The organism is Lelliottia sp. F153, from assembly GCF_002870005.1.
Lineage (GTDB): Bacteria > Pseudomonadota > Gammaproteobacteria > Enterobacterales > Enterobacteriaceae > Enterobacter > Enterobacter nimipressuralis.
Genome location: NZ_PKFT01000001.1, coordinates 822,642 through 842,331 on the forward strand (window position 1 = coordinate 822,642; position 19,690 = coordinate 842,331).

Annotated in this window: 23 protein-coding genes; 11 read left to right on the plus strand and 12 right to left on the minus strand. The window is 57.7% G+C overall.

The genetic code is table 11. The annotated features are described in order from the left end of the window. Positions 1-11 precede the first annotated feature (11 nt). Complete coding sequence (locus tag F153LOC_RS03905; protein WP_102103553.1) at positions 12-983, minus strand: nuclear transport factor 2 family protein; 972 nt, start codon at positions 981-983, stop codon at positions 12-14. After that, a complete protein-coding gene (locus tag F153LOC_RS03910) occupies positions 980-2,050 on the minus strand; it encodes a LacI family DNA-binding transcriptional regulator (RefSeq protein ID WP_102103552.1) in 1,071 nt (356 codons plus the stop codon). The genes F153LOC_RS03905 and F153LOC_RS03910 overlap by 4 nt, the downstream gene beginning before the upstream one ends. A 341-nt stretch (positions 2,051-2,391) precedes the next feature. On the opposite strand from F153LOC_RS03910, the gene F153LOC_RS03915 reads away from it, so the two are divergent. From F153LOC_RS03915 to F153LOC_RS03940, 6 genes are all read left to right on the plus strand, one after another. Next, positions 2,392-3,627 (plus strand): MFS transporter, encoded by a 1,236-nt coding sequence (locus F153LOC_RS03915; protein WP_102103551.1) that lies wholly within the window; start codon positions 2,392-2,394, stop codon positions 3,625-3,627. A gap of 76 nt (positions 3,628-3,703) precedes the next feature. Beyond that, a complete protein-coding gene (gene hisD, locus F153LOC_RS03920) occupies positions 3,704-5,026 on the plus strand; it encodes a histidinol dehydrogenase (protein ID WP_102103550.1) in 1,323 nt (440 codons plus the stop codon). A 2-nt stretch (positions 5,027-5,028) separates the two neighbouring features. Next, the gene (locus F153LOC_RS03925; protein WP_102103549.1) at positions 5,029-5,793 is read left to right on the plus strand and encodes an SDR family NAD(P)-dependent oxidoreductase; all 765 of its coding nucleotides are present in this window, start codon (positions 5,029-5,031) and stop codon (positions 5,791-5,793) included. 8 nt (positions 5,794-5,801) lie between these two features. Next, positions 5,802-6,539: an alpha/beta fold hydrolase gene (locus F153LOC_RS03930; protein WP_102103548.1), complete on the plus strand. Its 738-nt coding sequence runs from the start codon at positions 5,802-5,804 to the stop codon at positions 6,537-6,539. After that, positions 6,526-7,317: an HpcH/HpaI aldolase/citrate lyase family protein gene (locus tag F153LOC_RS03935; protein WP_102103547.1), complete on the plus strand. Its 792-nt coding sequence runs from the start codon at positions 6,526-6,528 to the stop codon at positions 7,315-7,317. Before F153LOC_RS03930 ends, F153LOC_RS03935 begins: the two co-directional genes overlap by 14 nt. Before the next feature lie 13 nt (positions 7,318-7,330). Next, a complete protein-coding gene (locus tag F153LOC_RS03940) occupies positions 7,331-8,500 on the plus strand; it encodes a cupin (protein WP_102103546.1) in 1,170 nt (389 codons plus the stop codon). A 38-nt stretch (positions 8,501-8,538) separates the two neighbouring features. Here F153LOC_RS03940 and F153LOC_RS03945 read toward each other — a convergent pair whose 3' ends face one another. Together F153LOC_RS03945 and F153LOC_RS03950 are read right to left on the minus strand one after the other, a co-directional pair. Then, positions 8,539-9,174 carry a carbonic anhydrase gene (locus F153LOC_RS03945; RefSeq protein ID WP_102103545.1) on the minus strand — a complete coding sequence of 212 codons (636 nt, stop codon included), beginning with the start codon at positions 9,172-9,174 and terminating at the stop codon, positions 8,539-8,541. A 72-nt stretch (positions 9,175-9,246) separates the two neighbouring features. Further along, entirely contained in the window at positions 9,247-10,038 is a 792-nt protein-coding gene (locus F153LOC_RS03950) for an MBL fold metallo-hydrolase (RefSeq protein ID WP_102103544.1), read from the minus strand. Positions 10,039-10,164: 126 nt separating this feature from the next. Here F153LOC_RS03950 and F153LOC_RS03955 point away from each other — a divergent pair, with 126 nt between their 5' ends. After that, positions 10,165-10,305: a hypothetical protein gene (locus tag F153LOC_RS03955; protein WP_095281773.1), complete on the plus strand. Its 141-nt coding sequence runs from the start codon at positions 10,165-10,167 to the stop codon at positions 10,303-10,305. A gap of 66 nt (positions 10,306-10,371) precedes the next feature. Here the strand turns inward: F153LOC_RS03955 and F153LOC_RS03960 are convergent, their stop codons facing one another. The 4 genes from F153LOC_RS03960 to F153LOC_RS21655 form a co-directional block, all read right to left on the minus strand. Further along, complete coding sequence (locus F153LOC_RS03960; RefSeq protein WP_102103543.1) at positions 10,372-10,851, minus strand: heme-binding protein; 480 nt, start codon at positions 10,849-10,851, stop codon at positions 10,372-10,374. Positions 10,852-10,939: 88 nt separating this feature from the next. Then, a complete protein-coding gene (locus F153LOC_RS03965) occupies positions 10,940-11,551 on the minus strand; it encodes a response regulator transcription factor (RefSeq protein ID WP_102103542.1) in 612 nt (203 codons plus the stop codon). Next, on the minus strand, positions 11,544-12,872 hold the full coding sequence (locus tag F153LOC_RS03970; protein WP_102103541.1) for a sensor histidine kinase: 1,329 nt from the start codon (positions 12,870-12,872) through the stop codon (positions 11,544-11,546). The genes F153LOC_RS03965 and F153LOC_RS03970 overlap by 8 nt, the downstream gene beginning before the upstream one ends. A 130-nt stretch (positions 12,873-13,002) precedes the next feature. Further along, positions 13,003-13,167, minus strand: coding sequence for a hypothetical protein (locus F153LOC_RS21655; protein ID WP_164971748.1), 165 nt, complete (start codon positions 13,165-13,167; stop codon positions 13,003-13,005). A gap of 244 nt (positions 13,168-13,411) precedes the next feature. On the opposite strand from F153LOC_RS21655, the gene F153LOC_RS03975 reads away from it, so the two are divergent. The 4 genes from F153LOC_RS03975 to F153LOC_RS03990 are packed head-to-tail and all read left to right on the plus strand — an operon-like array spanning position 13,412 to position 16,515. After that, a complete protein-coding gene (locus F153LOC_RS03975; protein ID WP_102103540.1) occupies positions 13,412-14,242 on the plus strand; it encodes an ABC transporter substrate-binding protein in 831 nt (276 codons plus the stop codon). Between the two features lies 1 nt (position 14,243). Further along, the gene (locus tag F153LOC_RS03980) at positions 14,244-15,059 is read left to right on the plus strand and encodes an amino acid ABC transporter ATP-binding protein (RefSeq protein ID WP_102103539.1); all 816 of its coding nucleotides are present in this window, start codon (positions 14,244-14,246) and stop codon (positions 15,057-15,059) included. Next, positions 15,059-15,832 (plus strand): amino acid ABC transporter permease, encoded by a 774-nt coding sequence (locus F153LOC_RS03985; RefSeq protein WP_102103538.1) that lies wholly within the window; start codon positions 15,059-15,061, stop codon positions 15,830-15,832. Before F153LOC_RS03980 ends, F153LOC_RS03985 begins: the two co-directional genes overlap by 1 nt. Continuing rightward, positions 15,829-16,515, plus strand: a complete 687-nt coding sequence (locus F153LOC_RS03990; RefSeq protein WP_102103537.1) for an amino acid ABC transporter permease — start codon at positions 15,829-15,831, stop codon at positions 16,513-16,515. The genes F153LOC_RS03985 and F153LOC_RS03990 overlap by 4 nt, the downstream gene beginning before the upstream one ends. Here F153LOC_RS03990 and fumD read toward each other — a convergent pair. The 4 genes from fumD to F153LOC_RS04010 all read right to left on the minus strand — a co-directional run bounded on the left by fumD (position 16,496) and on the right by F153LOC_RS04010 (position 19,327). After that, positions 16,496-16,705, minus strand: coding sequence for a fumarate hydratase FumD (fumD, locus tag F153LOC_RS03995; RefSeq protein WP_014069945.1), 210 nt, complete (start codon positions 16,703-16,705; stop codon positions 16,496-16,498). The two genes, F153LOC_RS03990 and fumD, sit on opposite strands and share 20 nt — an antisense overlap. A 105-nt stretch (positions 16,706-16,810) precedes the next feature. Continuing rightward, positions 16,811-17,623: a MetQ/NlpA family ABC transporter substrate-binding protein gene (locus tag F153LOC_RS04000; protein ID WP_006174916.1), complete on the minus strand. Its 813-nt coding sequence runs from the start codon at positions 17,621-17,623 to the stop codon at positions 16,811-16,813. Positions 17,624-17,643: 20 nt separating this feature from the next. Next, positions 17,644-18,312: a methionine ABC transporter permease gene (locus F153LOC_RS04005; RefSeq protein ID WP_100780438.1), complete on the minus strand. Its 669-nt coding sequence runs from the start codon at positions 18,310-18,312 to the stop codon at positions 17,644-17,646. Continuing rightward, complete coding sequence (locus F153LOC_RS04010; RefSeq protein WP_102103536.1) at positions 18,305-19,327, minus strand: methionine ABC transporter ATP-binding protein; 1,023 nt, start codon at positions 19,325-19,327, stop codon at positions 18,305-18,307. Before F153LOC_RS04010 ends, F153LOC_RS04005 begins: the two co-directional genes overlap by 8 nt. Between the last annotated feature and the right edge of the window lie 363 nt (positions 19,328-19,690).

The following is a 19,690-nucleotide window of genomic DNA, read 5'->3' on the forward strand; positions in this document are numbered from 1 at the left end:
CACAATCTGATTTATTTCACAATCTGCGACCAGATCGCTAATTCATCAACACCCAAGTATTCGCGAATAATTAAACCATCACGTAATTCGAGCTGGGTAATACCGGTAATTGAAATGGGTTTACGGGTGGGCGCGCCAAATTTACCGTAGCCATCGTGCCAGGTCAGCAGAGACCAGCGCAGGGAGATGCGCACCGGCTCGTTCGGATCTTTGCGCACAATCAGGTGGTGCAATTGGGTTTCACTGTCCGCAAACGACGCGCGATAGCCCGACAGCCAAGCGCCGATCTCCTGCTCGCCCGTGGCCATACAGTGCCCTGGCCCGTAGAGCGTCGCGGCAGGATGGTACAACCCCGGCACCGTGCCGCCGTTGCCGCCCGCCCACATGGTCAGATAGCGTTCCACCACTCCCGCCAGCGGCCCGTCGATATCATCACCTTCCGGGCCACCCGCCCAGCGTGCGTCGAGGGTTTCGGCCGATTCCGGCTCAATACCAAGCTGCTGCTGCGTGGCAGAAAGGCTGCGGGCGAACTCGCGAATATCCAGCCCCAGCTGAGAGACAATCGCCGCCCGATCCTGGAGCAGCCACTCCTGGCGCACCGCGCCGTCGGCGCAAATGCGGTCTGCCCAGGTGCGCACCCAGACATTTTTCCCGGTCGGCGCACCGAAAAATCCCTCCCCCTGATGGCGAATCGACGCCACCGTGCGCTGCGCCGCGTAATACTCCTCGCCCGGCGTATGGCTGCACAGGATATCTTCCGTCAGCACAGAGCGTTGCGGGAAGCTGTGCATCGCCTCCAGGGTCAGGCGCATAAATTGCGACAGTTCGTTAAGCTGTTTTTCCGGCGTAATAAACACCACCGGCGTGGCGTAGAAATCCGCCAACTGACCGATATCCTTCTGCTCCCAGACCACGTGGGTCAGCGTCAGAATAAATTGCTGAATAGAGTCGAACTGGGGGCTGAAGCCCGGCAATCTGCTCATTTGACCTCCTGAGGCTGGAACAGAGATAAACCGTCTTTTTCGATGACTCCCGTGCGCGGGCGACGCGCCGAATGGCGAACCACCAGCATACCGGGCAGCGTAATTTGTTCAGGCTCGATGTTGCCGCTATCGATCTGCTTCATCAGTAATTCCACCGTCGCTGTCACCATCGCCTCCACCGGCTGCGAGGCCGAGGTTAAGGCGTAGGACGGCCAGCCGGACGGTCCGATGTCGTCGTAGCCAATAATCGACACATCCTCCGGCACCCGCAGGCCAAATTCGTAGCGCGCCACGTCCATCACCATCACCGCCATATGATCGTTGGCGACAAAAATGGCGTCTGGCGCAGGCGTCTTAGTGAAAAGCGAATATGCCGCGCGGGTGGTTTGCTGCGCGTCATAGTTGCCGTTCACCACTTCTACGTCTGTGACGCCGTGTTCCGCGAGCGTGTCGAGATACCCCCGCTGGCGGGCGATATTCACCGACGAATCTGCGACGCCGCCCACATAGGCGAAGCGCTTGTGATCTCCGGCGAGCAAGAATTCAGCAATCTGCCGCGCGGCGGCTTCGTTGTTGCTGTTGACGCTCGACGCCATTCCGCTCTCTTCGCTGCGATTGAACAGCACCACTGGAATGCCGGCGGCAAGACACTCCTGAGAGAGATCCAGCGACAGCGTCACCGACGCCAGCACAATCCCGTCGACGCGATACTGCATAATCTGGTCGAAAATGCGATCGACGTTGCCGTCCCTGTCGCCGACAAACAGCAGCAGGTGGTAGTTAAGCGTATCCAGCTTCTGCGCCAGCGCTTCCAGCACCTGCGGATAAAACTGGTTATCAAAATAGGAGATCACCACGCCGATAATGCGCGACCGGGCCGTGTTGAGCGAACGGGCAATCGCATTCGGGCGATAGCCCAACTCACGCGCCGCTTTGAGCACTTTTTCACGCGTGGCGGGCGAAATGCTCGCCCCCGGCGTGAAGGTGCGGGATACCGCTGACTGCGACACCCCTGCCAGCTGTGCCACCTGCTGGCTGGTCACCGCCGCAAACGTCTTACGCTTCATTACCCTGGGTTCCTTATCCTGTCACTTCCACATTCAGGCCATGTGTTTCAAAGAGATAACATACCATCTTCGACAACCACCCCGTTAAAAGCGCCTCAGGAAGTGAGTGCTTTTTAGTCTTACACCACTTTTGCATGCGTATGCAACAGCCTAAATTATTTTTTTCACAATGGTGATATTGAACCTTTACAAAATTGAAACCTTTTCGTAACTTCAATTTTTGAATACGTATGCATGCCGTCAATTGTACCGGGCAAATTGGGATGTCATCAGAGGGACTGAGCCGGTAAACGTTGTACTTGATTGGTTATAACCCATTAATTTTTAAGAGGTTCACAACCATGTTTCGAGCACTGTTGCGCCGACCGGAAGCCCGGCTGTTTTTTATCATTAGCGTATTGTTTTATATCTGTATTCACAGCATCGATGCGTTTCTGGCCCCCATGATGATCAATCAGGGCATCGAACCGCAGGTGATGGGCATCATCATGGGTGCCAGCGGTCTGGCGACGCTGATGATTCGTTTTCCGCTGGGGATCATCTCTGACGTGGTGAAGAGCCGCAAAATCTTTATCCAGATAGCGCTGGTTCTGCCAATCATCGCCTGGCCGATTGCCTGGCTTGAGCCGAATGCCATTACCCTGTATCTGGCGAAAGCCGCCGATGGCGTAACCGCCGCCACCTGGGTGCTGTATAACATTCTGTTTATTCGCTACTTTGATCGCAAAGAAGCCCCGGCGGCTGTCGCCCTGCTGGCACTGGCTGGCCCCATCGGCGTGTTTCTCGGCAACTGCATCGGCGGCGTGCTGATTCACTATTTTGCGAACAACATCGCATTTTTCGTCTCCTGTGTGTCTGCTCTCCTCGCCCTGTTCCTGACCACCCGCATTCGCGACGTCCACGATCCGGTGCAGGCGCCGTCACTGAAAGCCTGTATCGCCGGGGCAAAACTTCAGCTTGCTGACCGCTCCGTCTGGCTGCTCGGTATTCTGGCAACCATCGTGATTCTGGTTCCTTTTGCCACCCGCGACACCCTTACCCCCATCTACGCAGAACAGCTCGGCGCCCGCGCCGGAATTCTGACGCTGTTGAGTAACATCCATCTGATCTTCTACGCCCTGGCGATTGCCCTGTGCAGCTCGGTGTTTTATCAGCGACTGGGGCTGGTCAAAACCGCGGTGCTGGGGATTTTGCTCCAGGTGATTTCGTCGTTTGGCATTCCGTTTACCAGCAATCTGTACCTGATTTATCTTCTGCAGGCGCTGGCCGGTTTCTCGTTCGGCATGGCGTTCGCGGCGTTCATGTCCCTGAGCGTGGTCAACACGACTTCCGATGAGCAGTCCACCCGCATGGGGTTATTCCAGACTATTTACTCCTGCGGCATGTTTGCCGGGCCGGTAATCATGGGCGTCATGATGCAACACATTAATCTCTCGTCCGGGTATCTGTTTATTGCCGGGCTTTCGATTATTGCCGCCATCGCCACCCCGCTGTCGGTGCGCTGGGTCTATTCCCGCAAAACCCGTCAGCCGGTGGAATTATCCACCAACAGTTCCCTCGCCTCCGCGCGAGAATAATTCCCGCTCATTATGTAATAACTATCCCGGTTCGCCGGGAGGGCATCTGTCATTTCGAGTATTAAAGGAGAATATTGTGGCTTATCAACTTAAATCCAGTAAACCGGTACAGGAACGTCAGGAAGCGCAGCGACAAATACGGGAAACCGTTGAGCTGATTCTGGCGGATATTGAAAAACGCGGGAATAAAGCGATCCGTGAATTATCGATAAAATTCGATAACTACGACCGTCGGGATTATCGCCTGACGGACGCCGAAATTAATAGCTGCATGAAAAAACTCAGCCGCCAGGATATTCACGATATCGAATTCGCCCAGCAGCAGGTGTTTAATTTTGCCCGCGCACAAAAAGAGTGTCTGCGCGATCTGGAGATCGAAACGCGCCCCGGCGTTATTCTCGGCCATAAAAATATTCCGATTAACGCCGTCGGCTGTTATGTCCCGGGCGGTAAATATCCGCTGCTGGCATCGGCGCATATGTCGATTATCACCGCCAACGTCGCGGGCTGCTCGCGCATTATCAGCTGTGCCCCGCCGTTTGGCGGTGAACCGGCGCCAGCGATTGTCGCGGCGCAGAAAATGGCGGGTGCAACGGAGATCTTCGCCCTCGGCGGCATTCAGGCAATTGGCGCGATGGCGCTCGGCACCGACACCCTCGCACCGGTTGATATGTTGGTTGGGCCGGGCAACGCCTTCGTCGCCGAAGCCAAGCGCCAGCTGTTTGGCCGCGTAGGGATCGATCTGTTCGCCGGTCCGACGGAAACCCTGGTGATCGCCGACGACACCGTCGATGCGGAAATGTGCGCCACCGACCTGCTGGGCCAGGCGGAGCACGGCGTTACAACACCGGCAATTCTGCTGACCAACTCGCTGACGCTGGCAAAAGAGACGCTGACGGAGATCGAGCGCCTGCTGGCAAAACTCCCGACCGCCGACGTCGCCCGTCAGTCCTGGCAGGATTACGGTGAAATCATCGTCTGCGACAGCTACGACGAGATGCTGGCCGAAGCGGATCGTATCGCCTCCGAGCACGTGCAGGTGATGACGGATCGCGACGACTGGTTCCTCAATAATCTCACCAACTTCGGTGCTCTGTTCCTCGGCCCGCGCACCAACGTGGCCTATGGCGACAAGGTCATCGGCACCAACCACACCCTGCCGACGCAAAAGGCAGCGCGCTACACGGGCGGCTTGTGGGTCGGCAAGTTCATGAAAACCTGCACCTGGCAGAAAGTCCTCAGTGACGAAGCCACCGCCGAAATCGGCAGCTACTGCTCGCGTCTGTCGCTGTTGGAAGGTTTTGCCGGGCACGCGGAGCAGGCCAACATTCGCGTACGCCGCTACGGGAATACAGACGTGCCTTACGCCACGCCTGCGCCGGTTCGGGAAAAGGTGTAATCATGACTCTTCCCCAGACTCCCTCTTTTCATCTTACGGGAAAACGGGCACTGGTCACGGGCGGCTCCAGGGGGCTGGGCTTCGCCTGCGCCGTGGCGCTCGCCCAGGCGGGTGCAGAGGTGTGGATTGCCGCCCGCGATCGACACACGCTGGAGCACGCCGCCGCGCTTGCGGCTGAAGGCGGGCTGACGCTGCATTCGCTGGCGCTGGATATCACCGATATCTCGCGCGTCGATGCAGTGCTCGCAGAGCTGCCCGCCTTCGACATTCTGGTCAACAGCGCCGGGCTGGCCCGTCACGAGCCTTTCCTCGCCGTCAGCGAAACCCATTTTGACGCGGTGATGACCCTGAACCTGCGCGCCACTTTTTTCCTCAGCCAGCGGGTGGCGCAGCGGATGCGGGAGCACAACATGACAGGTTCCATCATCCATATCTCCTCGCAGATGGGCCACGTCGGCGGTCCGAATCGCAGCGTCTACTGCGCGTCAAAATTTGCACTTGAGGGGTTAAGCAAAACCATGGCGCTGGAGCTGGGTGGCGCGGGTATCCGGGTCAATACCCTGTGCCCGACCTTTATCGAAACCGAGCTGTCGCGCCAGTCCCTCGACGACCCGGATTTTCGCCGCTATGTGCTGGAGAACATCAAGCTGCGGCGTCTTGGACGCGTCGAGGATGTGATGGGACCGGTGGTGTTTTTGGCCTCCGATGCGGCGGCGATGATCACCGGCACTGCGCTGCTGGTTGACGGCGGCTGGACTGCCACATGAGAGGCCAAATGGACAAAACAGTGTGTGATAACACCGCGCTCCCGCTGGTGTTGATCGGCGGAACGCTCTGCACGGCGCGTATGTGGCAGCCGCTGATAGAGCGCCTGGCGCTCACTTCCGTGATGTGCGTGAGCCTTACCGGGTCGGATTCCGCACCGCAGGCCGCGCAGCGCCTGCTGCAAAACCTGCCGCCGCGCTTTCTGCTGGCCGGGTTTTCCCTTGGGGCTATCGTGGCGCTACAAATAGCGGCCGATGCCCCGGGTCGGCTGGCCGGGCTTGCACTCATGTCGGTGAATCCCCTTGCCGATGCGCCGGAAAATGCCGCCGTCCGACGGGAATCCGTTCGCGCTGCGCGTGAGCAAGGGCTGGCGAACTGGCTGTCTGCCACCCTGTGGCAAAAGTATGTCGCCCCCGAGCGGCGCGCTGACGCGTCACTCCAGGCGCTTGTCTGCCAGATGGCGCATGAGAGCGGCCACGACACCTTTGCCAGCCAGACGGAGATCGCCCTCTCCCGGCGGGATAATCGCCAGGCGCTGAGCGCGCTCTCCTGCCCCATTCTTATCATCAACGGCGCGCACGATCCCATCTGCACGCCCCACCATCACCAACTGGCCTCGGCAAGTGCGCCCCACGCCCAACATATAACGGTTCCAACAGCCGGGCATTTCGTGGTGCTCGAAGCGCCCGATGAGGTCGCCCCGCCGCTGCGCCAGTGGATTCAGGAGTCCCTTCATGCGACGCAATAAACTCAAACAATTGATTCAGGAACAGTCCCCCATCATCAACGGCTGGCTGGCGATCCCTTCCAGCTACAGCGCGGAGATCGTCGGTCATCAGGGCTATGACGCGGTGACGGTCGATTTGCAGCACGGAATGATCGATTTCGCCAACGCCCTGACGATGCTTCAGGCCCTGTCAGCCACGCCCGCGGTGCCGTTGGTACGCGTCCAGCATAACGATCCGGCACAGATCATGCGCATGCTCGACGCCGGGGCCTACGGCATTATCTGCCCGATGATTTCCACCGCCGAACAGGCCGCGCGCTTCGTCGCCGCCTGCCGCTATCCGCCGTTTGGCGTGCGTTCGTTTGGCCCGGCGCGCGGGCTGCTGTACGGCGGAGCGGATTATCCGCAGCACGCCTGCCAGGAGATCCTGACGCTGGCGATGATTGAAACCCGCGAAGGGCTGGCGAATCTCGACGCCATTCTGGCAACCGACGGGCTGGACGGCGTGTTTATCGGCCCGAACGATCTGTCGTTAACCCTCACCGGCAGCGCCAGCGCGGAATCCCAGCACCCTGAGATGCTCGCCGCCGTCGAACGGGTGGTCAGCCGCTGTCGCCAGCAGCAAAAACTGGCCGGAATTTTTTGCACCTCCGGCGACGCCGCACGCCTGCGTATCGACCAGGGTTTTCAGTTTGTCACCCCCGCCAACGACGTGATGCAGCTTGGCCGCGCCGCGCGGGAAGCTATCGCCCTGGCGCGCGGAGCCTCCGCTCCCACCACGGGCGCATCCGGTTACTAACAGGAGAAACATTATGAAAGCACAACATATCACTCCGGCGCAGGCCAAAAGCCGCGTCATCACGCCCGATGAGATGGTGTCCTGCAATCTGGCGTTTATCGACTGCAAACTGCCCGGCTCGCACCTCAAGCAGAACTACTCCTTCATCGGGCCGGGTGTCACCCAGTCATCGGCGCAGGTGGTCAATATTCCGGAACCGCACGGCTTTAATATTGGCGCAGCGGCGATGCCGAAAGGGGTCACCAATAACCTGCATCTGCACTTCACCGCTGAGGTGTTTTTGATTCATGAAGGCACCTGGCGTTTTCGCTGGGGCGCGAACGGCGAAAACGAGGCCGAGTTCAGCGCGCCGGCCATTCTGTCGATTCCGACGTGGATTTTCCGTGGCTTTACCAACGTTAGTCCGCAAGAGACCTGCGGCATGGTCTACACGGTGCTTGGCGGGAATAACACCGGGGGGATCATCTGGCATCCGTCCATTCTGGCGGCAGCCAGCGAATACGGGCTGTATCTGAGCAAAGACAATATGCTGATCGACGTGAACGCGGGCGATACGCTGCCGGATGCCTCACAGCTGTTAACGCCGCTGCGGCCGGAAGAGATCGCCGCCCTGCGCCACTATTCTGTCGAAGAGATGCGTCAGCGTGCCGTCACTGGCGACGATCGCCGCTGGTCAGAGGACGGCCTGCTGGATTCAGTTCTGCCGGGCCACGGCGGGGAGATCGCGCCGGTGATTGGTTTTGGTATGTCGCAGGACCGCCACTCGGCACCGGCGATTGTGAATCCGCACGGGTTTTCCGTCGAATGGCTGCGCCTCGCCGCTGAGCATGTGGTCGGGCGTCATCTCTGCCCGGACGTGCAGGTGATTATGGTGTTCAAAGGGTCGCTGAAGGTGACGTGGAATCAGGCGGGCGAAGAGGTCAGCGTGATCGCCCCGGAGCGCTCGGTAATTTCCGTTCCGGCCAACAGCTGGCGTCAGTATTGCGCGGTCGGGGGTGACGTGGAGTGCATTCTGACCACTCAGGGCGATCAGCGTAAACGCGTCTACTGGGACGACGAGATTCTGGCGCAAGCTAACAGCTATAACCGCTGTCTCGATCCGGACGGATATGTGGCGGCGGTTGATTTGCTGCCAGTGACGGCGCGTAAGGCGGGTGTAAAGCTGGAAGTGTTGCCGGGCTAACCGGCGATATAGGGCGGGTCTGTCCCGCCCTGAAAGCGTTATTCGAAGTAGACCTGAGGGTTGTCAGACAGGGAGATAAAGGTTTTGCTCTCTTTATCCAGCGCGAGGATCTCGCCGCTTTCGATGTCATACACCCAGCCGTGCAGGCGGATGGCGTTATTGCGCAGCCCCACTGCCACCGATGGATGGGTTTTGATGTTGCTTAGCTGGGCAAACACGTTCTCCTGCACCATGCCATGCACTTTATCAGTCGGGGTGGCCCAGGTTTTCTTTTCTACAACGGCTTTGGCCGCATCGGAATAGCGCAGCCAGTGGGACACCGCAGGCATCGGGTCCAGATTCGCATTGTCGGCAATGGCCTTCATTGCACCGCAGTTGGAGTGGCCGCAAATCACAATATCGGTCACGCCCAGCGCCACCACCGCATACTCAATCGTCGCAGAGACACCGCCTGGCTCAGGGCCAAACGGCGGCACAATGTTGCCAGCATTTCGAATGACAAAGAGCTGTCCAGGTTCCTGCTGCGTCACCAGTTCGGGGACCAGACGGCTGTCTGAGCAGGAGATAAAAAGCGCTTTGGGATTCTGGCTGGACGCTAAACTGCGGAAGAGTTCTTTACGTTGCGGGAAAATCTCTTTTTGAAAGCTGAGAAAACCTTCAATGATATGTTGCATAGCAATGTCTCTTTTATCTGTTTTAGTTTAGGCATGATCGCGATCACGCTTGTGAAGTTTACCCACCGCGCTTTACTTCATACAAGAAATATATTTCTGCCCTGATTGCATGACGATGTCGTGTGCGTTTTCGGTGATGTTTTGTCCTTCAAAGGCGCCGTAGAGCCGCTGGAACGGGACCTCCCGCAGTCGATCGGTTATCGCACTGACCGCCGCCCCCGGCAGAGGAAGCATATTCGGGTAGCTCCACATAAACGACACCCGATCTGCGCCGGGCGTCACCTGCAAAATATCCCCGGCGAGCAGGACGCCGCTACCGCTATCCCAGTGCAGCACCGTTCCGCCCGCAAAATGGCCGCCCAGACGCAGCAGCCGGATACCGGGTAGCAGATCCTGAGTTTCCCCCTCCCAGAAGCGCAGCGCCGGGCTGTCGCGCATCACCCACTCCCGGTCGCTGGCATGGAGATAAACCGGCGCGTCAAACGCCGCCGCCCAATCCTGCATGGTGGTGTAGTAATGGGGATGGGAGATTGCAATGGCGTGCAGGCCACCCAGCGCGTCAATCAGCGTGCGGGTGACAGGGTCCAGCGTGGCGATGCAATCCCATAGGATATTGCCGTGCGGTGTGGTCAGGAGGATCGCACGCTGGTTGATGGCAAATTTGGGTACGGTTTTAAGGCTTAGCAGGCCTGGCTCAAGCTGCTGCCATTTGTTGGTGTGGCTGGCGACAACGGTGTCAAAATCCACCCACTGTTGCCCGCCAACGGGAACATACTGGCGCTCGTCTTCACAAATCGCGCAGCGCTCCACGGCGCCCGTGGTGGTGTCATAGGATGTCCCGCAGGTTTTGCACAGTGTGATCATTTTCCCTCCTCTCAGCCGTCAGAGAAAGAGTATGGCAGGGATTGGCGTTACGTGCGGTGAGGTACTTTCACCGACTTTTTTATCCTATACTCTGCCAACAGCAAAACTGAACTCAGCAGGTACATAATGGAAATTGATCTCGATAATCTGGTGTTTAACGGTCTGGAAGAGGCACAAGAGCGCAACGCGGAACGTCTGGAAGATGCAGACAAGAAAGCGCAGGCGGTTGTCGCCGACGATGATTGCGGCGATGCCTGCAAGATCTGACCGTCAAGGCCGGGTGGCGGCTTCGCCCTACCCGGCTTTTTTAACGTCTACACCGTAGAGCGTTTGTTACTTGTTCACACTGTCCAGCGCCTGCTGTGCACAGGCTTCATCTAACTGACCACCCGGCGCACCGCCGATACCGATTGCACCAATCACCTCGTCGCCCTCTTTCACCGGCAAACCACCTGCCAGCAGCAAGAAGCCTGGAACGTCACGCATATTCTGTGCGCCCGCGTTGCTTTGTGCGGCTTCCATCACTTTGCCGGAGGCATTTTTGGTGCTGAGCGCGGTAAACGCCTTCATCTCACTGGCTTTTACCGTATGCGGACCGGCGTTATCGGTGCGCTGCACGGCTTTCACCACGCCCGCACGATCCACTACCGTCACGCTGACCTGGTAATTTTTGGCGCTACAGGCCTGAATCGCCGCGCTCGCCAGGGCATTCGCCTGGGTGAGGGAGATATTTTTCTGCGCCAGGGTTTCTGCCTGCGCGGATACCGACATCATTCCTGCCACCAGCGCGGCTACCGTCATTAACGTTTTCATCGCAATTCCTCAAATGTGGGAGACAACGCGATGCTATCGGGATGCGCGGTTAAGCGGTATTCGGTTGATTACGCAGCCCACCTGGTAGTTATACGGATTGCAATTTGTCGTACTCACGGATGGCCTGCACCAGACTGCTCACGCCGAGCTTGGCAAACAGGGCCGCGCGGTGCGCTTCAACGGTTCTGGGTGATAAATTCAGGCGCGCCGCCACCTCTTTATTGCTGCGCCCCTCCATCAGTTCGCAAAGCACTTCGTGCTCCCGCGCCGTCAATTGTTCAAACAGCGCTTTAACCCGCTTTACCTCCTGCCAGTGGGTCGTGCGGCGCTGGCTCTCCTCAAACGCGCGAGCGAGGGTTTCGATAAGCTTATCGGCATCCAGAGGCTTGGTGAAAAACTCGAAAACCCCTTGATGAAACGCCCGACGGCAGGCATCAACGGTGCCGTGCCCGGTCATGACGATCACCGGCAGCAGCGGCCACGGCCACGCCCCCTCTTCCAGCCAGGTCAGCCCACCTTTGCCCGGCATGCGCATATCCAGCAGCAGACAGCCCGCGAGCGCCCGGTCGTTGCTATACCTTTCGGTAAACGCCTCGATGCTGGCAAAGGTTTTCACCTCCCAGTGCATGCCCGAGAGAAGAAAGGCCATTGACTCTCTGATGGCGGCGTCGTCATCAATCAAATAGACCACATTACCCATGTGCGGCTCCGTTACCCGGTTCCAGTTGCAACACGATCTGCGCTCCGCCCTCCGGGGTGTTTGCAAGCGCGATGGTGCCATTCATGCGCATCATTAGCGATTCCGTGAGCGTCATTCCGAGACCAATCCCCTTTTCTCTGCCGCTGTAGAACGGCATAAACGCCTTCTCCAGCGCCTCCGGGCTGAACCCCGCCCCGCCGTCGGTCATGATAATTTCGATGACCCTGTTTTTACGCTGGCTGGTGATATGTACCCAGCCGCGCGCGTTCTCCTGCTGGGCCTGAATCGCATTGCTGAGCAGGTTGTGTAACACCTGCTCCAGCCACAGCCTGTCGGCCAGCACGGTGGCGGCGTCGGACGGGAAAGCGTGGCTGACGGTGATGTGCTCCGATTTGCGCTCATGCTCCAGCAAATTCACCACATGCTGCCAGCACTGGGCTAAATCGATCTCGCTCGGCGTGACTTTTTCCTGCACCACGTGTTCACGAAAGCGCGCCAGCAGTTCGCCGATGCGCTGAGTCTGAATCAGCGCCGCGCCGAGCGCATGGGCCACCGCCTGCGGATTCTCCTGCGCCAGCTGTCGCTGCGCCCCCTGAATCCAGGTCTGCGCCGCCGTCAGCGGCTGGTTGATCTCATGCACAATGCCGGCGGTGATCTCGCCGAGCGTATTCAGCCGCGCGTGCTGATAATACCAGGCTCGCTGCTCGGCGTTTTGCCGCTGCAAGCGTTGCCAGAGCACACCGCTCCCTGCTGCAACGATGGCTGCCCAGCCGACAAACAGCAGCGGGAATAACGCCCAGGAGATTTGCAGCCAGTGCGGTTCAGCATCCGCCGTCAGGGTAAAGGGCTGCGTATGCTGAGGGAATGCCCGTTGCCAGTACCAGAACGCCGTCGATGAGGGATGCGCTTCGGCTGCTGACAGGCTGATAGAGAGATGGGAAAAACGGTGCGTGGCGGCGAGCAGCGGACGCAGATCGATCCGCACCCGGATCTGCCGCCACGGATTGTACAGCCAGTACTGGTCGTCACTGAGCGGCTCAACGCGAGCAGCATCCAGCGCACGGCCTGCTGTTTTTTCCAGGGCCAGAATGTGGGGGAATTTTTTGCGCAGCGCCGTCAGATCTTCGTCGCCATTGAGCAGGGGCAAAACAGATTCGTTTTGCGTCAGCACCGCGCTGATGGCGGAAAAGAGCGCGGTAAATTCACGATCGCGGTCCCAGAACTGGCGGCGGATCTGTTCGGCATACAGCAGGACGCTGCTCAGCAGGCAGACGATTATCCACACCACCAGGGCACGCCGGATCAATTTTTGGCTGTTCATTCAGTCTTCAGGCGAGGTGATTTTTGCCTTAGACCTTAGCAGGTTGACGGATTAAGAACAAAAAAAAGCCGATACGTTCAGGTATCGGCTGCACAGCTCGTTCCAGTAGGTCATGCGCGTGTGGCGCAGCTCAGCGTGGTGTTTTGTCATGGAACCACTCCGGGTCGATGTTAGCGACGTCGACGCCGTACAGACTGGCGATCGGCAGCACCGATTCAATAACACGTTGCGCGCTGTTCTCCGTCTCTGATTTGGCGACAAAAAACCGCCGTAACGTATTCACCCAGTTTTGCATGGTCCCACTCCTCTCGATGGCGTCTGAATTCAGTTAACCCCCAAACTGGACTTAACGGAAATACCAATATCAGCTGACTATTTTCAGAATTCGCAAATACATCGCCTCTCGTCACTTACCCGTAACACGCTGTTCACTAATACCTTTTTGCATATAGCAAAGAACATTTTCTTATTTGGCGATAGATAACGCTTATGGGAGCGTATCCGGACAAAACAAAAACAACGGGATACTTGAGGGAACTATGGCTACACATAAAAAGCACTATCACACACTCGCACTGGCGCTCGGTTTACTGACCACAGGCGGCCTTTTATCGACCCAGGCGCAGGCCGATCAGCTGGCGGATATCAAAGCCGCTGGCGTGGTAAAAGTCGCCACGTTTGATGCCAACCCGCCGTTCGGCTCCATCGATGCCAAAACGCACGATATCGTTGGCTATGACGTCGATTTCGCCAAAGCGCTGGCCAAAAAACTTGGCGTGAAGCTGGAGCTGGTCGCCACGAATCCGGCGAACCGCATTCCGCTGCTGCAGTCGGGGAAAGCCGATCTGATCGTCGCCGACATCACTATCACTCCGGAGCGTGCTCAGGTGATTGATTTCTCCACGCCCTATTTCGTGACCGGTCAGCAGTTCCTTGTTCCGGCAAAATCGGCGGATAAGCTGGATGATTACAGCAAAGCGCGCATCGGCGCGGTGAAAGGCACCACCGGCGAGCAGACGCTGCACCAGCGTTTCCCGCAATCCCGCGTGCTCTCTTACGACGATATTCCACTGGCGTTAACCGCCCTGCGCAACGGTAACGTGCAGGCGATTACCCAGGACAGCACCATTCTGGCCGGTTTACTGGCTCAGGCGCCGGATAAAGCCGATTTTAAAATCCTGCCGGATTTGCTCAGTAAAGAGGAGATCGGCGTGGGGGTGAAGAAAGGTGAAACCGCGCTGTTGAACGTGGTGAATGACGAGCTGGTGAATCTTGAGAAAACCGGCGACGCCGCCAAAATTTATGACGTCTGGTTCGGCCCGCAAACCGCCTCACCTCAGCCTCGCGCCTTTACAATAGAAGCCCAGTAATATGCTCTCAGCGCTTTTTTCACGCTCCGCGGCCCGTGCCGCGGATTTTTCACATCTGGAGCAGGCAAGCGTTGAGTTCCGCGATGTGGTCAAACGCTACGGCGATCATCAGGTGCTGAAAGGCATTTCACTTCGCATTGATCCGGGGGAAGTGGTGGCAATTCTGGGGCCGTCCGGTTCCGGTAAGTCCACGCTGATTCGCCTCATCAATCAGCTGGAGTCCCTCAACGGCGGCGAGATCCTGATTGACGACAAACCCACCCGCAAGCTGACCGGCCCCGCCCTGCGCCAGCTTCGCAGCCGGGTGGGATTTGTGTTCCAGCAATTTAACCTTTACGCCCATCTGACCGCCAGCCAGAACATCAGTCTGGCGCTCGAGCATGTTCACGGCTGGAAAGCGCCGCAGGCGCAGGAGCGTGCCCTGACGCTGCTGGAGAAAGTAGGGATGGTGGAGAAAGCCAGCCACTACCCGGCCGAGCTTTCCGGCGGGCAGCAGCAGCGCGTGGCCATTGCCCGAGCGTTGGCCTCATCGCCGCAAATTATCCTGTTCGATGAGCCGACGTCAGCCCTTGACCCGGAGATGATTGGTGAGGTTCTGCAGGTAATGAAGGCTCTCGCCCACAGCGGGATTACGATGATTGTGGTGACGCACGAGATGCAGTTTGCCCGCGAAATCGCCGACCGGGTGGTGTTCATCGACGGTGGACAGATTCTGGAGACCGCGCCGCCGGAGCAGTTTTTCCGTCATCCTGAACATCCTCGCGCCCGCCAGTTCCTGCAAAAGGTGCTGAACCCGCTGCATCAGGAGCCATCCTGATGCCCGCCCTCGACTGGCAAGGGGTACTGACCGGACAGCCCTTGCAGTGGATTTTATCCGGCTTTCTGACCACCCTGTGGGTGACGCTCGCGGGGATGATCATCGCCAGCGTCTTCGCCGTTCTGCTTTTGCTTCTCCGTCTGGCGGGCGGGAAAACGGGGAACGCTCTCGTGGCGGCGTGGGTCTCTCTGTTTCGCAACACGCCGTTACTGGTGCAACTGCTGTTTTGGTATTTCGCGGCCTGGAACGGGCTGCCGCAGGCACTTCGCAGCTTCATCAACGCCGATCACAGTTGGTCGATTCTGCCGGGGGATGTCTGGTGGTTTACACCGGAGTTTCTCTGTTCCGCGTGGGGGCTGGGCGTGTTTACCTCCGCGTTCTTAATCGAGGAGATCGCTTCGGGATTGCAGGCGGTGCCATCGGGGCAGCGACAGGCGGCGCTGGCGCAGGGGTTCTCCTCCTGGCGACTGTTCCGCTACATCCTGCTGCCTCAGGGGCTGGCAAACGCCTGGCAACCGGTGGTCGGGCAGTATTTGAACTTAATGAAACTCTCCTCTCTTGCCAGCGGCATCGGCTTTGCCGAGCTGACCTATCAGGTGCGCCAGATTGAGAGCTATAACGCCCACGCGCTGGAAGCTTTTACCGTAGGCACCGTGCTGTATCTGCTGACGGGCGTGTTGCTGGGGCTGCTGCTGGTGAGGCTTGGGCCATCCACCAAACGCCGCCCGCGTACGCGTCATGCGGCTATCAACGCCGGGAGGGAACACGCATGATCGCCGGGCTGAATGTCATTATCGATAACCTGGATTATCTGCTCTGGGGACGGATGTCCGCCGGTCAGCCTGGCGGGGTGTTGCTGACGCTGCTGATGGCGCTGGGCGCTGCCGTGCTGGCGCTGCCGGGCGGCATTGCGCTCGCGGCGCTCGCCTGGCGGTTTCCAGGCATCGTGCGCAACACGCTGTTTTTGTGGGCCGAGCTGATTCGCGGTATCCCGCTGATCTTCGTGATTTTCTGGATGTGGTATTTACTGCCGCTTTTAACGGGTGGCGATCTCCCCGGCGCGTTGACCGTAACCCTGGCGCTGGCGTGGTTTACCGCGGCCGCCGTGATGCACTCCGCGCTGGCCGGGCTGAGGGCATTGCCGGACGGGCAATTTGAGGCGGCGTTAACTCAGGGATTTGGTACGCAGCAGACGCTGTGGCTGATCCTGCTGCCGCAGGTGTTGCGCAATATACTGCCGTCTCTGCTGGGGATTTTTATCAGTCTGCTGAAAGACACGTCGCTGGCTTTTATTGTCAACGTGCCGGAACTGACCACCGTCGCCGGCCAGGTGAACAACCGGGTGCAGATTTACCCGGCGGCCATTTTTATCTTTACCGGCGTGGTCTATTACCTGCTCTGCTGCTCGCTTGAGCAGATCGCTAAACGCTGGCGTTTCACCCCGCCAGCGCTTTAACCACCGTTTCCATCGCTTGCGTTGTCAGTTCACTGCGTTTCACGCGCTGGTTCGCCAGCGCGGTACGCAGCACGCCCGCAATGACGATATGCTTAGGCTCCTGCCCTAAATCCCGCATCTCAAGAACGACCTTCCCTACTACCCGGCACATTTCCTGATAAAGCGCGTCGTCTTTGGTCACATTGCCCATTGCTACCACTCCATTGCTTTAAAGGAGCAGCTTAAATGATTAACAGAATGGATACAAAAAAAGCCCGGCGATCGCTCGCCGGGCCTGGGTCTTTTATCCAGGGGATTAGTTGTTTACCGGAATCACAGCGCCTTTATATTTGGTGCGGATCCAGTCCTGAATCTCTTTGGAGTGCAGCACGTCCACCAGCGCCACGATATCTTTCTTCTTCTCGTCGCCGCGATGCACGGTGATGATGTTCGCATACGGGTTGTTCTCACCGCTCTCGACCGCGATCGGGTCGTGAACCGGGTCCAGACCTGCATCAATGGCGTAGTTGGCGTTAATCACGACCGCCGCGCCTTCGTCATTGTTATACATCTGCGGCAGCAGAGAGGCTTCGACGTTCGGCGTGAACTGCAGTTTTTTCGGGTTTTCGACGATGTCGCTGATGCGCGCGGTCACTTTATCGATGCCTGGCTTCAGTTTGATCACGCCCTCTTTCTCGAAGATAGAGAGAATACGCCCCTCTTCGGAGACCGCATCACGCATGATGATTTTGCCGCCTTCCGGCAGATCTTTCAGGGATTTGTATTTTTTGGAGTAGATACCAATCGGCTCGATGTGAATCGCACCGGCACTGACGAAATCATAATCTTTGTCGCCCGCATGATCTTTCAGCACGCTGTTCAGGTAAGGAATGTGCTGGAAGTAGTTCGCGTCGATATCACGGCCTGCCAGCGCGGTGTTGGGCAGGATGTAGTCCTGGAAAGGTTTGATCTCCAGATCGATACCCTGTTTCGCCAGAATCGGCTTCGCCTGCTCCAGAATTTCAGCATGCGGGGTGTTGGAGGCGCCTACGGTCAGCGTATCCGCCCAGGAGGCAAAGCTCAGGGCGCTCAGGGTTGCGGCGGCAATCAGTGTCAGTGTCTTTTTCATGATGTGGTTTCCTGTGTGTTTTATCGTTTATCTAACAGTGAAGTAATGACGTCGCCGCAGAACTGGATAATGAAAACGATGATCAAAATAGTCACCGTTGCCACCAGCGTGACATCACCGTGGTTGCGCTGGAATCCTTCCAGATAAGCCAGATTTCCCAAACCACCGGCGCCAATCACCCCTGCCATTGCGCTGTAGCTCACCAGTGCAATCAGCGTCACCGTAATGCCTGAGACCAGTGCAGGTGATGATTCCGGCAGTAAAACCCGAAAAATTAAGGTGCTCAGACGTGCGCCCATCGAACGCGTCGCCTCAATGACCCCTTTGTCCACTTCGCGCAGGGCGATCTCCACCAGACGCGCATAAAACGGTGCCGCGCCAACAATCAGCGCCGGGAGCGCGGCGTTGGCCCCGAGAATCGTCCCGACGATGGTCTTGGTGAACGGGATCAGCAGGACAATCAAAATGATGAACGGAATCGAGCGGAAAACGTTCACCACAATCGAGATGACGCTGTAGACGGTGCGGTTGTGGAACAATCCGCCGCGCGCCGTCAGGAACAGCGCCAGCCCCAGGACAATCCCCAACACAAAGGTCGCGACGCCGGAGATCGCCGTCATGTAGAGCGTTTCCAGGGTGGCGGCCCATAGCTGGTCCCATTTCAGGTGCGGAAAAAGCGTCTCAGCCATGTTTAATTACCTCGCCATCAATATCGCTATGCTTCAGGTCGGCGAGGATATTGTTCAGTTGCTCTTCGGATGCCACGACGTGCACCCATAATTGGCCGAAAACGCCGTGTGCCGTTTGCGTCATTTTGCCGTGCAGAATGTTAAACGGCAGGCCGTAACGCAGGGTCAGCTCCCCGACAATCGGCTTGTGGGTGCTGTGCCCGGTGAAGGTCAGGCGGATCACCGTGCCTTCCAGCTCGTTCGCCAGCTCCGGATTAAAAGCCTCTTCTTCGGTGTACTGGCTCACCTGGCGCACAAACTGCTGGGTGATCGGTTTTTGCGGATGAGTGAAAACGCCGAGGACATCGCCCTCTTCCACCACTTTGCCGTTTTCCATCACCGCCACGCGGTCGCAGATTTTACGCACCACGTGCATTTCGTGGGTGATCAGCACGATGGTGAGATTAAAACGACGGTTAATGTCGAGCAGCAGATCGAGGATCTGATCCGTCGTTTGCGGGTCGAGGGCGGAGGTCGCTTCATCGCACAGCAGTACGTCCGGGCTATTTGCCAGCGCCCGGGCAATGCCCACGCGCTGTTTCTGTCCGCCGCTGAGCTGCGACGGATAAGCATTCTCGCGGCCTTTCAGCCCCACCAGATCCACCAGCTCTGCAACGCGGGCGTTAATTTTGGCTTTCGGCACGCCCGCGATTTGCATTGAGAAAGCGATATTCTCCCTGACCGTGCGCGACCAGAGCAGGTTAAAGTGCTGGAACACCATGCTAATTTTCAGGCGCGCCTGGCGCAGTGCTTCGCCTTTGGCCGAGGAGATCTCCTGGCCGCTGATGGTCACGCTGCCAGAGGTCGGCTTTTCCAGGCCGTTCAGCAGGCGAATCAGCGTACTTTTTCCGGCGCCGCTGTAGCCGATAATCCCGTAAATCTGCCCCTGTTCAATCGTCAAATTGACGTTATCAACGGCGGTAAGTGCCACTTTTCCGTTGTCAAAAACCTTCGAAATATTCCTGAGAACAATCATTATTTTTCGTTATCCGTTACGCATATAGCGGTTTAGCAGTATGGATGTCCAAACGATAGTAATCAGACGTTATGATGTTTTAAATGAACAAAATCGAATGTCTTATAACGCTGAGGAATATGTGGCATGGCGACTGGGCGCAGGATGATTAGCTTATTTTCAGCAATGATTATCTGCACAATGCATATGTGGCAGCGCCTGAGGCGCAAAAACGGTCATTTTTGCCGCATTTTCTCCTTATATAGCCATCCTCACATCCAGAGCACTTTACGGCTTGCTGTCTTAACTGCCAAATCAGCGATTTATATTACTTTCCGTTCTAACAGGCAGTGAAACGTTCTTTCTTGAGGAAATTTCATAGTC